Source organism: Parvibaculum sp. (assembly GCF_039973015.1).
Taxonomy (GTDB): domain Bacteria; phylum Pseudomonadota; class Alphaproteobacteria; order Parvibaculales; family Parvibaculaceae; genus Parvibaculum.
Map to the genome: position 1 here is coordinate 40,015 of NZ_JBDWLT010000010.1, position 18,501 is coordinate 58,515.

The 18,501-nt window shown below is 62.3% G+C and carries 19 protein-coding genes; 9 read left to right on the top strand and 10 right to left on the bottom strand.

What is annotated here, in order from left to right; all coding sequences use genetic code 11:
* Positions 1 to 5: 5 nt before the first annotated feature.
* Complete coding sequence (locus ABJO61_RS11405) at positions 6 to 740, bottom strand: ABC transporter permease subunit (protein WP_348323249.1); 735 nt, start codon at positions 738 to 740, stop codon at positions 6 to 8.
* On the bottom strand, positions 737 to 1,744 hold the full coding sequence (locus ABJO61_RS11410) for an ATP-binding cassette domain-containing protein (RefSeq protein WP_348323250.1): 1,008 nt from the start codon (positions 1,742 to 1,744) through the stop codon (positions 737 to 739). The genes ABJO61_RS11405 and ABJO61_RS11410 overlap by 4 nt, the downstream gene beginning before the upstream one ends.
* Positions 1,745 to 2,420: 676 nt before the next feature.
* Here ABJO61_RS11410 and ABJO61_RS11415 point away from each other — a divergent pair.
* Positions 2,421 to 2,849, top strand: a complete 429-nt coding sequence (locus ABJO61_RS11415) for a DUF2794 domain-containing protein (protein ID WP_348323251.1) — start codon at positions 2,421 to 2,423, stop codon at positions 2,847 to 2,849.
* Between the two features lie 69 nt (positions 2,850 to 2,918).
* On the opposite strand, the gene ABJO61_RS11420 is transcribed toward ABJO61_RS11415, so the two are convergent.
* The 3 genes from ABJO61_RS11420 to ABJO61_RS11430 all read right to left on the bottom strand — a co-directional run bounded on the left by ABJO61_RS11420 (position 2,919) and on the right by ABJO61_RS11430 (position 7,114).
* Positions 2,919 to 3,677 (bottom strand): Bax inhibitor-1/YccA family protein, encoded by a 759-nt coding sequence (locus ABJO61_RS11420; protein ID WP_348323252.1) that lies wholly within the window; start codon positions 3,675 to 3,677, stop codon positions 2,919 to 2,921.
* A 180-nt stretch (positions 3,678 to 3,857) separates the two neighbouring features.
* Positions 3,858 to 6,425 carry an ABC transporter permease gene (locus ABJO61_RS11425; protein WP_348323253.1) on the bottom strand — a complete coding sequence of 856 codons (2,568 nt, stop codon included), beginning with the start codon at positions 6,423 to 6,425 and terminating at the stop codon, positions 3,858 to 3,860.
* Positions 6,422 to 7,114 carry an ABC transporter ATP-binding protein gene (locus tag ABJO61_RS11430; RefSeq protein ID WP_348323254.1) on the bottom strand — a complete coding sequence of 231 codons (693 nt, stop codon included), beginning with the start codon at positions 7,112 to 7,114 and terminating at the stop codon, positions 6,422 to 6,424. The genes ABJO61_RS11425 and ABJO61_RS11430 overlap by 4 nt, the downstream gene beginning before the upstream one ends.
* Before the next feature lie 51 nt (positions 7,115 to 7,165).
* On the opposite strand from ABJO61_RS11430, the gene ABJO61_RS11435 reads away from it, so the two are divergent.
* The 3 genes from ABJO61_RS11435 (at position 7,166) to thpR (ending at position 9,605) form a co-directional block, all read left to right on the top strand.
* On the top strand, positions 7,166 to 7,846 hold the full coding sequence (locus ABJO61_RS11435; RefSeq protein WP_348323255.1) for an arylesterase: 681 nt from the start codon (positions 7,166 to 7,168) through the stop codon (positions 7,844 to 7,846).
* A gap of 53 nt (positions 7,847 to 7,899) precedes the next feature.
* Positions 7,900 to 8,940 (top strand): aldo/keto reductase, encoded by a 1,041-nt coding sequence (locus ABJO61_RS11440; RefSeq protein WP_348323256.1) that lies wholly within the window; start codon positions 7,900 to 7,902, stop codon positions 8,938 to 8,940.
* A gap of 107 nt (positions 8,941 to 9,047) precedes the next feature.
* Entirely contained in the window at positions 9,048 to 9,605 is a 558-nt protein-coding gene (gene thpR / locus ABJO61_RS11445) for an RNA 2',3'-cyclic phosphodiesterase (protein ID WP_348323257.1), read from the top strand.
* On the opposite strand, the gene ABJO61_RS11450 is transcribed toward thpR, so the two are convergent.
* Positions 9,602 to 10,009, bottom strand: coding sequence for a metallopeptidase family protein (locus ABJO61_RS11450; RefSeq protein WP_348323258.1), 408 nt, complete (start codon positions 10,007 to 10,009; stop codon positions 9,602 to 9,604). The genes thpR and ABJO61_RS11450 overlap by 4 nt on opposite strands.
* A 60-nt stretch (positions 10,010 to 10,069) precedes the next feature.
* On the opposite strand from ABJO61_RS11450, the gene ABJO61_RS11455 reads away from it, so the two are divergent.
* Complete coding sequence (locus ABJO61_RS11455; RefSeq protein ID WP_348323337.1) at positions 10,070 to 10,420, top strand: 4a-hydroxytetrahydrobiopterin dehydratase; 351 nt, start codon at positions 10,070 to 10,072, stop codon at positions 10,418 to 10,420.
* A gap of 10 nt (positions 10,421 to 10,430) precedes the next feature.
* Entirely contained in the window at positions 10,431 to 11,699 is a 1,269-nt protein-coding gene (locus tag ABJO61_RS11460) for an NAD(P)/FAD-dependent oxidoreductase (protein WP_348323259.1), read from the top strand.
* Positions 11,700 to 11,783: 84 nt separating this feature from the next.
* Here ABJO61_RS11460 and ABJO61_RS11465 read toward each other — a convergent pair whose 3' ends face one another.
* Complete coding sequence (locus tag ABJO61_RS11465) at positions 11,784 to 12,566, bottom strand: SDR family NAD(P)-dependent oxidoreductase (protein WP_348323260.1); 783 nt, start codon at positions 12,564 to 12,566, stop codon at positions 11,784 to 11,786.
* Between the two features lie 260 nt (positions 12,567 to 12,826).
* On the opposite strand from ABJO61_RS11465, the gene ABJO61_RS11470 reads away from it, so the two are divergent.
* The gene (locus ABJO61_RS11470) at positions 12,827 to 13,243 is read left to right on the top strand and encodes a YkvA family protein (protein WP_348323261.1); all 417 of its coding nucleotides are present in this window, start codon (positions 12,827 to 12,829) and stop codon (positions 13,241 to 13,243) included.
* Positions 13,244 to 13,258: 15 nt separating this feature from the next.
* On the opposite strand, the gene ABJO61_RS11475 is transcribed toward ABJO61_RS11470, so the two are convergent.
* Genes ABJO61_RS11475 through ABJO61_RS11485 form a run of 3 tightly spaced genes read right to left on the bottom strand, consistent with a single transcriptional unit; the run spans position 13,259 to position 16,298 of the window.
* Positions 13,259 to 14,482, bottom strand: a complete 1,224-nt coding sequence (locus ABJO61_RS11475; protein ID WP_348323262.1) for a serine hydrolase domain-containing protein — start codon at positions 14,480 to 14,482, stop codon at positions 13,259 to 13,261.
* 35 nt (positions 14,483 to 14,517) lie between these two features.
* On the bottom strand, positions 14,518 to 15,243 hold the full coding sequence (locus ABJO61_RS11480; protein WP_348323263.1) for a GDSL-type esterase/lipase family protein: 726 nt from the start codon (positions 15,241 to 15,243) through the stop codon (positions 14,518 to 14,520).
* Positions 15,244 to 15,293: 50 nt separating this feature from the next.
* The gene (locus ABJO61_RS11485; protein ID WP_348323264.1) at positions 15,294 to 16,298 is read right to left on the bottom strand and encodes an NADPH:quinone oxidoreductase family protein; all 1,005 of its coding nucleotides are present in this window, start codon (positions 16,296 to 16,298) and stop codon (positions 15,294 to 15,296) included.
* 297 nt (positions 16,299 to 16,595) lie between these two features.
* Between ABJO61_RS11485 and ABJO61_RS11490 the strand changes: the two genes are divergently transcribed.
* Together ABJO61_RS11490 and rlmN are read left to right on the top strand one after the other, a co-directional pair.
* Positions 16,596 to 17,162, top strand: a complete 567-nt coding sequence (locus ABJO61_RS11490; RefSeq protein ID WP_348323265.1) for a hypothetical protein — start codon at positions 16,596 to 16,598, stop codon at positions 17,160 to 17,162.
* Between the two features lie 124 nt (positions 17,163 to 17,286).
* Positions 17,287 to 18,501: a 23S rRNA (adenine(2503)-C(2))-methyltransferase RlmN gene (rlmN, locus tag ABJO61_RS11495; protein WP_348323338.1), complete on the top strand. Its 1,215-nt coding sequence runs from the start codon at positions 17,287 to 17,289 to the stop codon at positions 18,499 to 18,501.

Consider the following 18,501-nt stretch of genomic DNA (forward strand, 5'->3'; position numbering starts at 1 on the left):
GCGCCTCACCCCGCCTTCTTCATGTCGACGACGATTCCGCAGGCAATAAGCCATGCACCGATCAGCGTGACGAAGTAGACGATGTCGCGCAGATCGATGACGCCCTGCGTGATCGCATTGAAATGCGTGAGGAACGAGAAGGACGCAATGGTGGACAGCACCTGCTGCGGCGCCCAGCTCGCGAAGAAATCGATCACGATGGGAAGGCCCGACACCGTGAAGAGAAACGACACCGCGACGCTGACGACGAAAGCGATCACCTGATTGCGCGTCACGGCAGAAAGGCACGAGCCGATGGCAAGATAGCCGCCCGCCATGAAGAAGCTGCCGAGATAACCGGCAAGGATCACCCCGTTATCGGGATTGCCGAGATAGTTGACGGTGAGCCACATCGGAAAGGTGAGCGCAAGCGCGATGCCGGAAAAGACCCAGGCCGCGAGGAACTTGCCGGTGACCGCCGCCCAGAGCGGAACGGGCAGCGACAGCAGAAGTTCGATCGAACCGGAGCGGCGTTCTTCCGCCCAGAGCCGCATCGAGATCGCGGGGATCAGGAAAAGGTAGAGCCAGGGATGGAAGTTGAAGAAGATCGTGAGATCCGCCTGATCGCTCTCGTAGAAGGCGCCGAGATAGAAGGTGAAGGCGCCCATCGTGAAGAGAAAGATCACGATGAAAATGAAGGCAAGCGGAGTCGAGAAATAGCCGCCAAGTTCGCGGCGGAAAACGGCGAGAAGCTCGTTCATGCCGCTTCCTTTCCATTCTTGTCCAGGCGGGTAAGACGCCGGAAGACTTCGTCGAGACGGCCCGCCTCGCCATAGAGCGCGCGCACCTGCCAGTTTTCCTCGCGCGCAAGCCGCGCCACGGCATCGACCAGCAAAGTGTCGCCCTCGCCGCGCCGCACCGGGAAAAGCGTAAACGTCGTCTCGTCGCCGCGCGGGGAAACCTCAATGCTCTCGATACCCTCAAGCGCGCGCAGCTTCTCCGCCGTCTCGACGGTGGTGCGTCCGCCCAGCGTCAGCGACACGGCATTATGATAGCGCGAGCGCGCCATGAGTTCGGCGGGCGTACCGTCGGCAACGATATGTCCCCGGTCGATGATGAGCGCACGCGTACAGATCGCATCGACTTCTTCGAGAATATGCGTCGAGATCACGATGGCCTTGTCGGGCGACATGCGCTCGATGAGCTTGCGCACTTCGAATTTCTGGTTGGGATCGAGCCCGTCCGTCGGTTCATCCATGATGAGAACCGGCGGATTATGCAGGATTGCCTGGGCGAGCCCGACGCGGCGGCGGAAGCCCTTGGAAAGCGTATCGATGGGCTGTTCGAGAACCCCGGCAAGTTCAGTTGCCTCGACCGAGCGATCGATGGCCTTGTCCGCTTGCGCGCCCGAAAGGCGGCGCACCCGTGCGATGAATTTCAGGAACCCCCGCACCGTCATGTCGCCATAGGCAGGCGCACCCTCGGGCAGATAGCCGATGACACGCTGCGCTTCGAGCGTCGATGTCACGATGTCGTGGCCGCAGACGCGTGCCGTTCCCGCGCTCGGCGCGAGAAAGCCCGTCACCATTTTCATTGTGGTGGATTTGCCCGCGCCGTTCGGTCCGAGAAAGCCCAGCACTTCGCCCTTGGCGACGGAAAAGCTGATCTTGTCGACGGCGGTAAAGGGGCCGAAATGCTTGGAAAGACCGTCGATGACGATCATGGGCTCGCCGCCCGTGCCCGTTGATGGCCGTTTTCCGCTCACACTCATATCGTCGGACCGGTTGATAGCGTCTCTCCCTCACGCGCCTGACAGAAATGGTCTTGCGCCATTCTTGCCCGCGCTACTTTCCTCCGCTCCCCCGAGCGCTTGCCCCGGCATTCGAAAGCCTGCATCAGGGCGGAGATTTGTGTAGGACAGGCCGCAATCCCCATCAAGTGAAAGATGCTTCATCTGGCGGCCCGTGAAAAAGGCAGGTCTGAAAAGGCAAAAGCCTGTTGCCAAAAAAAGAAGCCGCCCGGGAGGGGGGCCCGGGCGGCAGAGCTGTTGCTCGTTTCTTTTCGATGTTGCCTCCCCTCGGGGGAAAGGGTGGCCCGGCTCCCCCAATCTATCCCGGTGGGGCTGGGGGGCTGATGAAACCGGAACGTCGCAAGGAACCGGGCCAGTGAGGCAACGATGTAAAGATGGAGGGTCAGTGTGGCTGAGCAAGGGCTGAAAAAAGGCAATATTGTGGTTTCGGATTTTCTTTTACCCGGCCGGGAAAAGCGCAGCTCTCCGCGGTTTTTGTAACAAACGGGTGACGTCCGCGCCCTTCGCGTGTCATGCTTCACGGGACCGTCTTTGCCCGCAACGGAAAGACCGGGCCAGACACCGGAAGAAGACCGGAAGAAGGGCCCGAAGAAGGGCCGAAAGAAGGGCCGAAAGAAGGGGAAAGCGCCGCATGTCCGACAGTGCCGATTACAATGCCCGCGCGAAACCGGCGTCCGGCCGCCTGAGCCTTGTCGGCGCGGCGAAACCGGCTCCCGCCTCCCCGCCACGGCCCCAGCCCCAGCTCCATCCAAGGGAGGCGGAAGTCTTCTTCAACCGCGCGGAGCTCGATGCCATTCTCTCCGTCTACGGGCAGAAGGTCGCCGAGGGTGAATGGCGCGACTATGCAATGGGCGGCTTCAGGGATGTCGCCATCTTCTCCGTCTTCCGGCGCACCAGTGAAATGCCGCTCTACCGGATCGAAAAGCGACCCAAACTTGCCCGCAAACAGGGCGCCTACAGCATCGTCGCGGCGACAGGTCTCGTCCTCAAGCGCGGGCATGAGCTTCGTCAGGTTTTGAAGGTCTTCGAAAAGCGCTCGCTCCGGCTCATCGACGCCTGACCCCGCCCTTAACGAAAAAAGCCCCGGCATCTCTGCCGGGGCTTTCGTTTGAGTGTGTTGGCCCGCGCGTCAGTTGCGCTGGCTGCCCATGAACTGGAGCAGGAACATGAACATGTTGATGAAGTCGAGATAGAGCGAGAGAGCGCCCATCACGGCCTTCTTGCCGGCAACGACGGCGCTGTCGGCTTCGTAGTACATGCCCTTGATCCGCTGGGTGTCATAGGCGGTCAGACCCGCGAAGATCAGCACGCCAAGCACCGAAATCGCGAATTGCAGCGCAGAGCTCTGCAGGAAGATGTTCACGACCATTGCGATGATGATGCCGATCAGGCCCATGAAAAGGAACGAGCCCATGCCGGTCAGATCGCGCTTCGTCGTGTAGCCGTAGAGGCTGAGCGAGCCGAAGGCGGCCGCGGTCACGAAGAAGGTCGTGGTGATGCTCTGGCCCGTATAGACGAGGAAGATCGACGAGAGCGACAGGCCCATCACGCCCGCAAACGCCCAGAAGACGATCTGCGTCGCGGAAAGGCTGAGCTTCTGAATGCCGAAACTCAGCACCAGAATGAAAGCGAGCGGCGCCAGCATTACGACCCAGCGCAGCGGGCTCGTATAGAGCATCTCGCCAAAGCCGGTCAGGCCGATGCCCTGCGCCGTTTCGACCGTCGCCGACGCAAAAGCGAAATAGGCAACGAGGCCGGTGAGCGCCAGCGCTCCGGCCATGTAGTTGTAAACGCTGAGCATATAGCTCCGCAGGCCTTGATCGATCGACATGTCGGCGCGCGCGCCGACACGGGTCTGATGGAGCCTGTTCTGATCGTAATTCGCCATGTAACTGCACCCTCCTGAGTGTGCTGCGGGATATATTGGCGGACCGGGATGCGAATTCAAGCAAAACCGGAGGGGGAGTGTTCCCCATTCCGGCAGTTAAACCCTTGAAATACCAACAAATATCATCTTGTTGCGACGATTGGATGGCAAAAATGTAATTTCCGGCGGCATTTTCCTCGTTCAGTCGGCCCGAAGCACCCCCGCAGCAGAAACCGAAAGCGCCCTCCAGGTGCCAAGAAGACCGAGCCCCACGGTAACGAAGGTCGCCGCCGCAATCGTTACCGCAAGCGTCCCCGGCAGGAAGCGCCAGGGCATGTCCATGACCACCGTAATCACGACCCAGGCCGCCAATGTGCCTGCCAGCGCCGCGACAAGCGCGGTCGCAAAGCCGAGCACCGCATATTCGCGAATATAAATCCCGAGAATCCGCCCCCGCGTCGCGCCGAGCACCTTGAGAATGACGGCGTCGCGCACCCGCGAGCGAAAGCCGGCGGCCATGGCGCCCGCCAGCACCAGCACACCGGCAGCAAGCGTCACCACCCCCGTCGCGCTGACCGCCGTCGCGAAATTCTCCAGAAGCCCGTTCACCGCCTGCAATGCCTCGCGAACACGCACCGATGTGACATTCGGGAATTTCGACGTCACCTCGCGCTCCAGCGCCTCCTCCTGATCCGCCGTCGCGTCCATCTCGACCGTCGCCAGCACTGTATGCGGTGCGGATGAAAGCATGCCCGGCGAAAACACGAGTACGAAATTGATGCCGAGGCTCGTCCAGTCGATGGCGCGCGTATTGGCAACCCTCGCCGTGATCTCCCGCCCGAGCACATTCACGGTGATCGTGTCACCGACATCGATACCGAAACCCTGCGCGAGGTCTTCACCGAACGAGACGAGCGGCGGTCCCTGATAATCCCCATCCCACCATGTCCCGCGCACCAGCGTCGACCCTTCGGGAAGCGTCGACGAATAGGTAATGCCCCGGTCGCCGCGCAGCGCCCATTGCGCCTCCGGCGTGACCTCCACCTGATCCGATGGCACAGCGTTCACCGCCGCGATCTTGCCGCGCAGCATCGGCACACGGTTGAAAGCGGTGACACCGGGTGTGCCCGTCACGAGGCTTGCGAGTTCTTCCGTCTGGTCCGGCTGAATATCGACGAAGAAAAAGGCGGGCGCACGCTCCGGCAGTTCATTCGCTATCTCGCCGGTAAGATTGCCGTTGATGAGAGAGACGGTGACGAGCAGCGTCAGCCCCAGCCCGAGCGAAAGAACGACGGCGGAGGTCGGCGCGCCGGGCCGATGAATATTCGCGAGCGCCAGCCGCAGCCCCGGCGAACGGAACCGCGGCGCGCGCGCGGCGAGATCCATGATCCCTTCGGCAGCAGCGCGAAGCACGGCGAAAATCGCAACCGCGGCAGCAACGAACCAGAGCGCGAACATGCGTTCCTCTGCAAGCGCGACCGCAAGCGCCGCCAGCATGAAGAGGGCGCCGCCCGTCGCCGCCACATAAACCGGACGCGGGAAACGCCGCACCGGCGCGATGATGTCGCGGAAGAGACCCGTCGCCGGAACCTCGCGCGCGCGTGCCAGCGGCCAGATCGCAAAGGCAAGCGCCGTGAGAAACCCGTAAGCGGCGGCGAGAAGAAGCGGGCCGCCATAAACACCCATTTCGGCGGGAATGGGGATCATGTCGCCCGCCACCGCATCGACGAGGAAAGGCGCCATCATGCCGAGCGCAAGGCCGATCGCGATGCCGACGCCTGCCAGCGCCAGCACCTGAATGAGATAGATGCGGAAGATGAGAGCGCCCGGCGCGCCGAGACATTTGAATGTCGCGATCACCTCGCGCTTGCTGTCGAGATAGGATTTGACGGCATTGGCGACACCGACGCCGCCGACGACAAGCGCCGTCAGCCCGACCAGCGAAAGAAACAGTGCCACCCGCTCGACGAAGCGGCGCACACCCGGCGCACTGTCGCTCCGGTCCGTCACGCGCCAGCCCGCATCGGGAAAGCGTTCGTTCAGCGCTTCCGTCCAGCTTGCAACATCGCTGGTGCTTCGTGCATCGCCGGGAAACCGGATGCGATAGTAATATTCGACCAGACTGCCCGGCTGGACGAGGCCCGTTCCCGGCAGAGCGTCGCGCGTCATCATCGCGCGCGGCCCGAGCGCAAAGCCGTCCGATACCCGGTCCGGTTCATGCGCGATGGTGGCACGAAGCTCGAATGTCTCGTCGCCGATGCGGATATCGTCTCCAACCGCAACACCGAGACGGCTCAGCAGGTTGGGCTCGACGACCACGCCTGGACGTCCATCCCGGACAGCCAGCGCATCGGCAAGCGGCATCGAGGGCACAAGCTCCATCGCGCCGTAAAGCGGATAGGCATCGTCCACCGCTTTCAGTTCGACAAGCGTCTGCCCGCGTCCCCCGCTTTCGTCTTCCTCAACACCGCGCGCCATGGCCCGCATCTCCGCCGAGACGGTGACGTCATGGCCTTCCGAAATGTAGGAGAATTCTTCCTGCGTCGCCTCACGGTGGATAAGGCGCAGCGCAACATCGCCGCCGAGAATATCCTGCCCGCCTTCCGCGAGCCCGCGCGTCAGCGCCGTGGAAACCGAGCCGACGCCCGCAATCGCCGCCACGCCAAGCGCGAGACAGGCGATAAAGACGCGAAAGCCGGAAAGCCCGCCCCGCAGCTCCCGCCGCGCGAGACGAAAGGCGAGCGGCAGCGAGGCCTCGCCCCCGTTCATGCGGCAGCTCCCGCCTCGACGCTTTCGATCAGCCCGTCTTTCAGCCGCACGACGCTGTGGCAGCGTTCCGCCAGCGCCTCATCATGCGTGATGAGAACGAGCGTCGCACCCTTGCGCCGGTGGAGATCGAACATCAGCTCGATGATTTCCGCGCCCGTCGCCTGGTCGAGATTGCCCGTCGGTTCGTCGGCGAGAAGGATCTCCGGGTCGCCCGCCACCGCGCGCGCCAGCGCCACGCGCTGCTGCTCGCCGCCCGAAAGCTGTCCGGGATAATGGGTCAGGCGGTGTCCGAGCCCGACCAGCTTCAATTCCTCTTCCGCCCGCGCGAAGGCATCCGCTTTGCCCGCGAATTCGAGCGGGATCGCGACATTCTCAAGCGCGGTCATGGTCGGGATCAGGTGGAAGGACTGGAAGACAATGCCTATATGATCGCGGCGGAAGCGCGCGAGCCGGTCTTCGCCATACTGCGTGAGGTCTTCGCCCGCGCAAATGATGCGCCCCGAGCTTGGCCGTTCGAGCCCGGCCAGCACCATGAGGAGCGTGGATTTGCCGGAACCCGAAGGCCCCACGAGGCCCGCGGTCTCGCCTTTTGCGATGGAGAGGTCGATCCCCCGGAGAATGTTGACCGGACCGGCCGCGCTCGGCAGGCTGAGTGTTACGCTGTCGAGTTTGATAATCTTGTCGGGCAAACGCTTTGAGCCTTTGTGGTGAAGCAGGTCCGAAGGAAGGCAAACGATATTATGCGATATGGCCTCTCAGGCCCGCTTTGCAAGCTTTTCGCGAGCCTCATGCTCGCGGCCACGCTTCTCGCGGCGGCCCCCGCCGCCCGCGCGGATGACGATACCATCACCATTGTCGCTCTCGGAGACAGCCTGACCGCGGGCTATCTTCTGGGGCCGGGCGAAGGTTTCCCGGAGCAGCTTGAAAAGGCGCTGGGTGAGGCCGGTCACGATAATGTGAAGGTGATGAATGCGGGCGTTTCGGGCGACACCACCTCGGGCGGCCTTGCCCGGCTCGACTGGGCGGTCGGCCCGGAGGCCGATGCCGTCATTGTCGAGCTCGGCGCGAACGACGCACTTCGCGCCATCGACCCCGCCGTCACCCGCAAGAACCTCGGCGAGATCGTCTCCCGCCTGAAGGAGCGCGGCCTGCCTGTCCTGCTCGCCGGCATGCTCGCGCCCCCCAATCTCGGCCGCGACTACGGCGCCGCATTCAATCCCATCTTTGCCGAACTTGCCGAGCGCGAAGGCCTCGTGTTCTATCCCTTCTTCCTTGAAGGCGTGGCAGGCGAGCGCACTCTCAATCTCGGCGACGGCATCCACCCGACAGCGCAAGGCGTGCGCATCATCGTGAATGGCATCCTGCCCGAGGTGGAGGAATTGATCGCGCGCGTCGAAGAAAAGCAAAGTGCCGCCAACTGACGCGCCACACATCGCAACAAGAATAACCAAATCACGAAACGGGGGGAAACCGCATGGAATATCGCGAACTCGGCCGCACCGGCGTCAAGGTAAGCTCGATCTGTCTCGGCACCATGACCTGGGGCCAGCAGAACACCGAGGCTGAAGGCCACGAGCAGATGGATTATGCCGTCGGCCAGGGCATCAACTTCTTCGACACCTCCGAAATGTATGCCGTACCGCCCAAGCCTGAGACGCAGGGCTCGACCGAAAAGATCGTCGGCAGCTGGTTCAAGGCGCGCAAGAACCGCGACAAGATCGTGCTGGCAACGAAGGTCGCGGGCCGCAGCCCGATGAACTGGCTGCGCGAGGACGGCTCGCCCACCGAGCAGAGCAAGGCGCAGATCGAGGAAGCTGTCGACAAGAGCCTGAAACGTCTGCAGACGGATTATATCGACCTCTACCAGCTTCACTGGCCCGACCGCCCCATCAATCTCTTCGGCGGCCTCGGCTACAAGCATATCGAGGGCGACAGCCACCCCATCGGCGAAATCCTCGAAACGCTGCAAGCCATCGTGAAGTCCGGCAAGGTCCGCTATATCGGCCTCTCCAACGAGACGCCCTGGGGCACCATGACTTTCCTGCATCACGCGAAAACGAAAGGCCTGCCGCGCGTACAGTCGATCCAGAACGCCTACAACCTCATCAACCGCACCTTCGAACTCGGCGGTTCGGAAATCGCGCATCGCGATGGCGTCGGCCTTCTCGCCTATTCGCCGCTCGCGCAGGGCTATCTCACCGGCAAGTACCAGAACGGCGCGCTGCCAGAAGGATCGCGCAAGGCCCTCTTCAACCGCTTGCAGCGCTACGAAAGCCCGCAGACCGACAAGGCCATCGAGAGCTACCTCGCCATTGCAAGGAAACACGGGATCGACCCCTCGCAGCTCGCAAACCAGTTCGTGACGACGCGCCCCTTCGTAACCTCGAACATCATCGGCGCGACGACGATGGAGCAGTTGAAGCTCGCCGTCACAAGTACGCAGGTAACGTGGACGGAAGAGCTCGAAAAGGAAATCGACGCCGCGCACCTCGCGCAGCCGAACCCCGCACCTTGATAGGCAAAAATGTCGCTGCGCACGATCCTTTCTCTTCACCTCCCCCTTGAGGGGAGGTAAGAAGAAACGAAAGCGAGATCACCAGTGGCAACGCGCGAACGACAACCATGATCCGCCTCTTCACCGCCCTCGAAATTCCCGATGAAGTCGCGGAGAAACTGATCCCTCTCCAGCGCGGGCTTGAAGGCGCGCGCTGGATCGAGCGGCCCGACTTCCACATCACATTGCGTTTCATGGGCGACGTGCCGGAAGATGTCGCGAACGATATCGACGAGGCCCTCTCCGATATCCCCGTCCATCCCTTCGGGATCGAGCTCGAAGGCCTCGGCGAATTCGGCGGCAAGCACCCGCACACGCTTTATGCCGGTGTGAAGCCGTCGGACCCGCTCACCATCCTTCAGGGGCGGCATGAAAGCGCCATGCGGCGCGTCGGTCTCAAACCCGAAAAACGCAACTTCACCCCGCATGTGACCATCGCCCGCCTCGGCCGCGTCGAGACGGGCGCGGTCTATGATTTCATCCGCGCGAATTCGCCCTTCGCCGCGCCCTCCTTCACCGTGGAGCGCTTCACGCTCTTTTCGGCAAAGGCGAGCACGGGCGGCGGGCCCTATGTGGCGGAGAAGCGCTATCCCGATTTCGGATGGGTGGACGAAAGCGAAGACTAGCTATCGCGCGCAGCTTCCTCGATCGCATGCATGTCTTCGTCGGAAAGCCCCATATGGTGGCCGACTTCATGCACCAGCACATGAGCGATGAGATGGTCGAGCGTCTCGTCGAATTCCGCCCAGTAGTCGAGCATCGGGCGGCGATAGAGAAAAACCATGTCGGGCATGTGCACGGGTTCCATCACCGAGCGTTCGACATGTGAGATACCTTGATAAAGGCCGAGCAGGTCGAAAGGGCTTTCAAGTCCCATCTCGGTCGCGATTTCCTCGTCGGGAAAATCCTCGACACGGATCACCAGCCCTTCGCAGCGCGCCCGGAAGCTCTCCGGCAGCCGCGCGAAAGCCTCGTCGGCAAGGCGTTCGAAATCCGCGAGCGACGGCGCTCTCACATCGTTCCAGTTCATTTATCCTTCATTCCTCTCTTGCGCGGTGAGCTTAAGAGGGCGAGGCTCTGCCCGCAAACGATCCCCGGACCTGACCTATCGAGGAGGCAAAAAATGAGCGGCAAGCTGACAGGAAAAACCCGCGAAAAGGCTCTGGCCAATCTGAACGGCTGGTCGAAGGTGCGCGGCCGCGACGCCATCGAGAAGAGCTACAAGTTCAAGGATTTCAACGAGGCCTTCGGCTTCATGAGCCGTGTCGCGCTCGCCGCGGAAAAGGCCGACCACCATCCCGAATGGGCGAATGTCTATAACCGCGTCGATGTCGTGCTGACGACGCATGACGCGGGCGGCGTTTCGGAGAAGGACGTGAAGCTCGCCACCCTCATGGACAAATGGGCCGGAAAGGCCGGTAAGGCGGCGGCGAAGAAATAGGGCGCGGAACATGGGAAACACGGCGAACCCGCCCCGGATCGTCATTCTCGGCGCAGGCTTCGCAGGCCTCACCGCCGCGAAAATGCTCCGCAAGGCCCCGGTCGAGATCACGGTGATCGACCGGCAGAATTATCACCTCTTCCAGCCCCTGCTTTACCAGGTCGCGACCGCGACGCTCTCACCCGCCGATATCGCGGTGCCGGTGCGCTCCGCGTTGCGTGACCAGGAAAATACGCGCGTCCTTCTCGGCAGCGTCGAAAGCATCGACCGCACGGCCCGGCGCGTGAAGCTCGCGGATGGCCGCGAAGTTCCCTTCGACTGGCTCGTCGTGGCGACCGGCGCGACCCATGCCTATTTCGGTCATGACGAATGGGAGCCTTACGCGCCGGGCCTGAAAAAGATCGATGACGCAACCGAGATCAGGCGCCGCGTCCTGCTCGCCTTCGAAAAGGCCGAAACGGAAACCGATCCGGCCTTGCGCCGCGCGCTTCTCACTTTCGTCATCATCGGCGGCGGTCCGACCGGCGTCGAAATGGCCGGCGCCATCATCGAGCTTGCGACGAAGACGCTGGTCAGCGACTTCCACCATATCGATCCCTCTTCCGCGCGCGTGATCCTGGCCGAGGCAGGTCCGCGCATCCTCCCCGCCTTCGCCGAAAATCTTTCAGCCTTCGCCGCCGCCTCGCTCCGGCGCAAGGGCGTGGAAGTGCTTTGCGGCGAACCTGTTACGAATGTCGGCCCCAAAGGCGTAACGATGGGCGGCGAGGATATCGGTGCGCGCACCGTCGTCTGGGCGGCGGGCGTCAAGGCCTCGCCCGCGGCAGGCTGGCTTGGTGTCGAAGGCGACCGCGCGGGCCGCGTGCCCGTGAATGATCGCCTCACGCTTGCAGATGACGCCCGCATCTTCGTCGTCGGCGACACGGCGGCGGTCGCATGGGCGGAGGGGCGTTTCGTCCCCGGCATCGCCCCTGCCGCAAAACAGATGGGTGCCTATGTGGCGCGCACCATTCTCGCATCGTTGAAGGGCCGCACCGTCACACCCTTCCGCTACCGTCATCAGGGCAACCTCGCCACCGTCGGCCGCCAGAGCGCCATCGTCGATTTCGGCCGTGTACAGATGAAAGGCTTCATCGCCTGGCTCATCTGGGGCGCGGCGCATATCTATTTCCTGATCGGCTTCCGCAATCGCCTCATCGTCATGCTGCACTGGATCTGGGCCTATGTAACGCTCCGCCAGGGCGTGCGCCTCATCACCGGCTCGACGGAACTGCCGGAATGAAAAAAGCCCCGGCGTTTCCGCCGGGGCTTTCTTTTCGTGAGTACGCTTTGATTTAGCGCGGCGCCATGCGGCCCAAGCCGCGCGTCAGCGCGGCGCCATGCGAATGGCACCGTCGAGACGAACCGTTTCGCCGTTGAAATAGCCGTTCTTGATCATCTCGGCCGCGAGCGAGGCATACTCGTCCGGGTTGCCGAGGCGGGACGGGAACGGCACCTGCGCGCCGAGCGCCTGGCGAACCTTTTCCGGCGCGCCCGCGAGCAGCGGTGTGTCGAAGATGCCCGGCAGGATCGTGTTGACGCGGATGCCTTCGCGCGAGAGGTCGCGCGCGATGGGGAGCGTCATGCCTACAACGCCGGCCTTCGAAGCCGAATAGGCCGCCTGGCCGATCTGGCCGTCCTGCGCGGCGACGGAGCCCGTGTTCACGATCGCGCCGCGATCGCCGCCTTCCAGCGGATCGAGCGTCAGCATGCCCGCCGCCGACTTGGCGATGCAGCGGAAGGTGCCGACGAGATTGATCTGGATGATGAGGTTGAACTTGTCGAGCGGGAAGCTCTCCGGCGCGCCCGTCTCCTTGTTGCGGCTGGCGGTCTTCACGGCGTTGCCCGTGCCCGCGCAGTTCACGAGGATGCGCTCCTGGCCGATGGCCGCGCGCACCTTCTCGAAGCCCGCATCGACGCTCGCTTCGTCGGTGACGTTCACCTTCGCGAACACGCCGCCAAGTTCCTTTGCCAGCGCCTCGCCCTTCTCTTCCTGAAGGTCGAAGATGCCGATCTTGACGCCTTCCTTGGCGAGACGGCGCGCGGTTGCGGCGCCGAGGCCCGATGCACCGCCCGTGATGATGGCGCTGATGCTGCTGTCGAGTTTCATGGGTTCATTCCTTCTCTGCGCGGACCTTTGGGGCCGGTCCTGCGTTTCCCTGTATGCGGGATGCCTTCGCCGGCCGCCCGATTGGCGCCGATTTAACAAATTCGACGGCCAAAGATCGAGCCTAAAATCGCTTTTACCGGGCCTATTTGCGCGTCCCCTCGATTGACGCAACGTCGCCCTCGGCTTGCATGGGAGCCTTCATCGCCCCATCTTCGAGACGTTAAGGCAAACGGGTCAGCTTGCAGGAGGGAGAGAGGTATATGTCCTCTTCTCGCGGAGAAATGGACGCAGAGAGCGCCAAAAAGGGGCTCGACGATCCCAAAAATCAGCTTCCCGCTGTCATGGCGCGGAACGAAAAGACAGTGCGCGAGGGCTTCTGGAAGAAGATGACCCGCGTGGCCGGCAAGGTGCCTTTCGCCGAAGAGGCCGCCGCTGCGTGGTTCTGCGCGCGTGACCCTGAAACACCGACCCGTGTACGCGCAACGCTTCTCGCCGCACTCGCCTATTTCGTCATGCCTGTCGATTTCATTCCCGACATCATCGCCGCCTTCGGCTTCACCGACGATGCGACAGTGCTGATGGCCGCTCTCGGCCTCGTGTCGAGCTACATGAAACCGCGTCACCGCAAGGCGGCACGGGAGGCACTTGGTTTGCCTCCCGCGAAAGACGAAGGCTGATCTTCAGCCGGATGCTCACATCGCCCAGACGCCGCTCGCATTCGAGCCATAGCCAAGAGATGTATAGGCCGCATCGACCAGCGCCTGCCCGCGATCGTTGAGCAGAATGCCGAAGCCCATCCGGTTCATGTTGTAGCCGAAGCTCATCTTGCATTCAGGGTCGGCAAAGCCGAGCGACCCGCCCATGCCGACATGACCGAACGCCGCATCGCCCATGATGCAGCTTGAATTCGGCTCGCTCGCAAGCACCCGATTGTCCATCGACTTCATATAGCCAAGCGCGAAGCGCGTCGGAATGAGCAGCGTCGCATCTTCATGCGTCGCCATCGCAACCCGGCCCATGCGCGCGAGCGTGTCTTTGCCCACGAGTTTGCCGCCGCCATTCGCAAGCGGCTGATACATACCCGCAAGGCCGCGCCCGTTGGTGATACCGTTCGCCGAACCGATCTCGGCGGCGTGGCAGTCGCGCGAGTTGAAATCCGTATTGCCGCTATTGAGCAGGAAGAGATGCGCCGGGCTCGTCGGATCGTTCATCAGCGCCTGCGTGAACTTTGAGCCCGCGGCGGCAGGGTCGGGTTCGGCAAAGATCATCGCCGCGATGCGCGGCTCGATTTCTTCCGGTGTACCGATCCAGAAATCGAGGCCAAGCGGCTTTGCCACTTCATCGGCGAAGAACTTGCCCATGCGCTTGCCCGCCGCGCGATGCACAAGTTCGCCCACCGTCCAGGCGAGCGTCACCCCGTGATAGCCATTGCGCACACCCGGCTTCCAGAAAGGTTCTTCCTCTTCCAGCAGCTTCACCATGTAGTCGTAGTCGTAATAGGCGCCGTCCTTGAGCTTGGTGCGCAGATGCGGCTGACCGGCCGAATGATCCAGCATCATGGAGACGAGCGTCTCCTCCTTGCCGTTCTTTGCATATTCCGGCCAGTAATCCCCGACCTTCGCATCGAGATCGAGCTTGCCGCGATCGGCCAGCATATGCGCGCAGAGCGAGGTCGCGCCCTTGGTGCAGGAGAAAACGATGGAGACGGTGTCCTTCACCCAGGGCTCGCCGCCGCGCGCTTTCTTGCCACCCCAGATATCGACGACGGTCTTGCCCTCAAGCGTGATCGAGGCATTGGCGCCGACTTCGTCGCGCGTCTCGAAATTCTCGATGAAGGCATCGACCACGGGTTTGAACTTCGGATCGTATGTGCCTTCCAGCGTACCGGCCTTCGTCTCCCTGGAAAAATTCTCCATCGTCTCTCTCCCTGCTTGTTTTGTTTTATGCCTGTTTATTCCCGGCCCGGACGCAGCTCGCCATATCCGGCCTCGACAAGCCGCTCGCGGATGATCGGTCCGGCGGTTTCGTATCCCTTGCCGTTGAGCGTGAGCCCGTCCCAGCGATAGAGGCCGTCGCGAATATTTCCGCGCTCGTCGAGCATCGCCGTGGAAACGTCGATGAAATACATATCCTTCTCGGTTCGCACGTAATCCGCGATCAGCGCATTCGCACGCTGCTGGCCGTACCAGCGCTCCTCGCGTGCGGGCGCCGGGCGAAGCGAAACGAAATAGACCGGCGCATCCTCACCTTCCGCGCGAAGTGAAAGCACGAAGGTCCGGAAGTCGTCGAGCAGGTCTTCAGGCCGCCTTCCGCGTACATCGGAAAGATCCGCCTCGCCCGCCATGACGACGATGGCGCGCGGGTCGTAGGGCAATACGATCCGCGCCCGGTAGTGATTGAGATGGGATATCTGCGCGCCGCCGAAACCGCGCTGGATGATGGTGACGGGCGCCATCGCCTCGGCAAGGCCCGTCCACAATCTGAGGTCGCGCCCGCCGACGAAGAGAACCGCATTTTCGGGTGGCGGGTTGGAGACATCGCGGCGCTCGAAAGCCGCGATCTCTCCTTCCCAGTATTTCGGGTCGCCCGATGCGAGGAGTACATAAATGAGGAAGGCGAATAGCGCGGCGACGGCGATGCCGAACGCGACGCCGAACACGACGACAGACCGTCTCATCCCGCGCTACCCCTCATGCGCACTTGTCCCCGCTTTTTCGTTTTGTGACGTTATCGTGACGGTACGATGACAATCTTGCCCTTTACCTTGCGCGCCGCCATGTCTTTGAGCGCCTGCGCTGCTTCCTCGAACTTGTAGGTCTTGGAAACATGGGGGCGAAGCTTGCCTTCCTTGAACCAGGTCATCAGCTCTTTCAGGTTTTCCTGATGACGCTTCGGTTCGCGCCCCGTGAACGCCCCCCAGAACACGCCGACGATCTGGCATCCCTTGAGAAGCGCCAGATTCAGCGGAATTTTCGGGATCGGCCCTGCCGCAAAACCGACCACGAGGAAGCGCCCTTCCCAGTTGGTCGCGCGCAGCGCCGCTTCCGAATAATCCCCGCCGACCGGATCGTAGACAACATCCGCGCCCTGCCCGCCGGTCAGTTCCTTGATCTTGTCTGTCAGCGCCTTCTGTGCATCGCGGTCAAGCGCACCCGAGGGATAAAGCAGCGTCTCGTCCGCGCCATGCTCCTTGCAGACGGCAAGCTTGTCCTCGGATGACGCAGCGGCGATCACGCGCGCGCCCATCGCCTTGCCAAGCTCCACGGCGGCAAGACCCACACCGCCCGCGGCGCCAAGCACCAGCAGCGTCTCGCCCGGCTTGATCTGCGCCCTGTCTTTCAGCGCATGATGCGACGTGCCATAGGTCATGAGAAAAGCGGACGCGGTCACGAAATCCATTTCGTCCGGGATCGGTGTGACCCGCGCCTCGTCGAGCGCAATCTCTTCGGCATAGCCGCCCCAGCCGCATGAGCCGATAACGCGATCACCGGCCTTCACCTTGGTAACGCCTTCGCCGACCTTCGTGATGACACCGGCAACCTCGCCACCCGGCGAGAAGGGGAGCGGCGGCTTGAACTGGTACTTGTTCTCGATGATGAGGACATCGGGAAAGTTGACCGCCGCTGCATGCACCTCAAGCAGAACCTCACCCTTCTTGGGTTCGGGGCTCGGCACTTCCTCGATCACGAGGCTGTCGGGCGGTCCGTATTCCTTGCACAACACGGCTTTCATGGTCGTCTCCCTCCGCTTGCAGGTTTATCGGTTTTGGAAATTCCGGTTCATCTCCCTTAGCACGAGCAGACGGATTTCCGCCAGACGAAGGGGCATGAAGCCCATTTTTGCCTTGGTTCCGCCACATGAATCGGTGAATTTCAGCCGGGTGCCGGACGATCCGGCAGGCCGTGAAGGGGGCATTGCCGGGCGGCAACTGGAAATCGCTCGCGCCGACCGCTATGGTCAGGCCACCTTCCCCGGAGAAACTCGGGCCGGACGACCGGGAGCCCATTCGGAGCAGACGAGTTGGAGACCATGCCGCGACGCAAGACCTACTTCCCAGTCCTCACCATGGCCTGTGCCGCCCTTGCCCTGACCTTCGGTCTGGCAGTCTTTTCAGCAGATGCGAGAGCCCAGGACGCTCCAAAGCTCCTCGGCAAGTATGACGACTGGTCGGCCTACACCTACGGTTCCGGTAATGACCGTATGTGCTACGCCATGACCACGCCTGTGAAGATGCTGCCTGCCGGCGCCAACCGCGGCGACGTCTATTTCATGGTGACGCACCGCCCTGCCCGAAACACGCGCAATGAGATCAGCATGCGCGTCGGCTACCCCTTCAAATCGACGAGCCGCCCTTTCGCGACGATCGGTAGCGACAAGTTCCAGATGTTTTCGGGCGTCAAGGAAGGCGGCGAACACCGCTTCTGGGCATGGCTCGAAAACCCTTCCGAGGAAGGCAAGATGGTGCAGGCCTTGAAAGCCGGAAGCTCCATGGAGGTCAAGGGAACATCGGAGCGCGACACGCTGACGACCGACACTTATTCGCTCAAGGGCTCATCGGCAGCACTCAGCAAGATCGACCAGACCTGCAGGAAATAGCACCGAAAACAGCCGGTTTTCAGCACTATTGGCGCATATTGTACGCTCTGTGATATGAAAAGCGTTCCAGCCGCCTTGCCCTCGGGCAAGCGCGGCAGAATGCATTTGAATGACCGACCAGCCCATGACCACGCTCGACATTGCGCATGAAAAGCCGCGTTCCGCGCCTGAGGCAGCCCTTGCCCGCGCGCCGCAGGGTGGCCTGCGCCCGAGCCTTGTCGGCCTCACCCGGCCGCAACTCATGGATGCTCTGGCCGGCTTCGGCCTGCCCGAAAAGCAGCTGCGCATGCGCGCGGGCCAGATCTGGAACGGCATCTATAATCGCGGCCTGACAAATTTCGAGGGAATGACCACGCTTTCAAAGGATCTGCGCCAAAGCCTGGAGCGGGCCTTCGATATTTCGCGCCTCGAAATCGTGACCGAACAGAAATCCGTCGATGGCACGCGGAAATGGCTCCTGCGTCTCCCCTCTGCGGTGCCGGGCGTCCCCGGGCCGGAAATCGAAACTGTCTATATTCCCGAAGAAGGGCGAGGCACGCTCTGCATTTCCTCACAGGTCGGCTGCACACTTACCTGCACTTTCTGTCACACCGGGACGCAGAAGCTCGTGCGCAATCTCACGGCGGGCGAGATCGTCGGTCAGATATTGATTGCGCGGGACGCGCTGTGCGAATGGCCGGATGGCGGACGGAATTCCGAAGACCGCCTCATCACCAACATCGTGCTGATGGGCATGGGCGAACCGCTCTACAATTTCGATAACGTACGCGACGCACTGGAAGTCGTGTCGGATGGCGAAGGCATATCGCTGTCGAAACGACGCATCACGCTTTCTACCTCCGGTGTCGTGCCAATGATCGAAAAGGCAGGTGCCGATATCGGCTGCATGCTTGCGATATCGCTTCACGCAGTAAACGACGAGACGCGCAACAAGCTGGTACCGCTCAACAAGAAATACCCGATCCGCGAACTGCTCGATGCCTGCCGGAACTATCCCGGCATCTCGAATGCGCGCCGCATCACTTTCGAATATGTGATGCTGAAAGGCGTGAACGACTCGATTGAAGACGCGAAGGAACTCGTGCGTCTCCTGAAGGGTATTCCGGCGAAGATCAATCTTATCCCCTTCAATCCCTGGCCGGGTTCTCCTTACCAATGTTCCGACTGGGCCCAGATCGAGAAGTTCTCCGACTTCGTCAACCGCGCCGGCTATGCGAGCCCCGTGCGCACACCGCGCGGCCGCGACATCATGGCCGCCTGCGGCCAGTTGAAGAGCGAGACGGTGAAGAAGCGCGCCAGCGAGCGGTTCAGGGAAACGCGCGCCGAAGCCGAGGCATAG

Bases quoted from the DNA above. Each gene is read 5' to 3' on its own strand.
- ABJO61_RS11405 (WP_348323249.1), bottom strand. From the start codon at position 740: ATGAACGAGCTTCTCGCCGTTTTCCGCCGCGAACTTGGCGGCTATTTC.
- ABJO61_RS11415 (WP_348323251.1), top strand. From the start codon at position 2,421: ATGTCCGACAGTGCCGATTACAATGCCCGCGCGAAACCGGCGTCCGGC.
- ABJO61_RS11420 (WP_348323252.1), bottom strand. From the start codon at position 3,677: ATGGCGAATTACGATCAGAACAGGCTCCATCAGACCCGTGTCGGCGCG.
- ABJO61_RS11425 (WP_348323253.1), bottom strand. From the start codon at position 6,425: ATGAACGGGGGCGAGGCCTCGCTGCCGCTCGCCTTTCGTCTCGCGCGG.
- ABJO61_RS11435 (WP_348323255.1), top strand. From the start codon at position 7,166: ATGCGATATGGCCTCTCAGGCCCGCTTTGCAAGCTTTTCGCGAGCCTC.
- ABJO61_RS11440 (WP_348323256.1), top strand. From the start codon at position 7,900: ATGGAATATCGCGAACTCGGCCGCACCGGCGTCAAGGTAAGCTCGATC.
- thpR (WP_348323257.1), top strand. From the start codon at position 9,048: ATGATCCGCCTCTTCACCGCCCTCGAAATTCCCGATGAAGTCGCGGAG.
- ABJO61_RS11450 (WP_348323258.1), bottom strand. From the start codon at position 10,009: ATGAACTGGAACGATGTGAGAGCGCCGTCGCTCGCGGATTTCGAACGC.
- ABJO61_RS11460 (WP_348323259.1), top strand. From the start codon at position 10,431: ATGGGAAACACGGCGAACCCGCCCCGGATCGTCATTCTCGGCGCAGGC.
- ABJO61_RS11465 (WP_348323260.1), bottom strand. From the start codon at position 12,566: ATGAAACTCGACAGCAGCATCAGCGCCATCATCACGGGCGGTGCATCG.
- ABJO61_RS11470 (WP_348323261.1), top strand. From the start codon at position 12,827: ATGTCCTCTTCTCGCGGAGAAATGGACGCAGAGAGCGCCAAAAAGGGG.
- ABJO61_RS11475 (WP_348323262.1), bottom strand. From the start codon at position 14,482: ATGGAGAATTTTTCCAGGGAGACGAAGGCCGGTACGCTGGAAGGCACA.
- ABJO61_RS11480 (WP_348323263.1), bottom strand. From the start codon at position 15,243: ATGAGACGGTCTGTCGTCGTGTTCGGCGTCGCGTTCGGCATCGCCGTC.
- ABJO61_RS11485 (WP_348323264.1), bottom strand. From the start codon at position 16,298: ATGAAAGCCGTGTTGTGCAAGGAATACGGACCGCCCGACAGCCTCGTG.
- ABJO61_RS11490 (WP_348323265.1), top strand. From the start codon at position 16,596: ATGCCGCGACGCAAGACCTACTTCCCAGTCCTCACCATGGCCTGTGCC.
- rlmN (WP_348323338.1), top strand. From the start codon at position 17,287: ATGACCACGCTCGACATTGCGCATGAAAAGCCGCGTTCCGCGCCTGAG.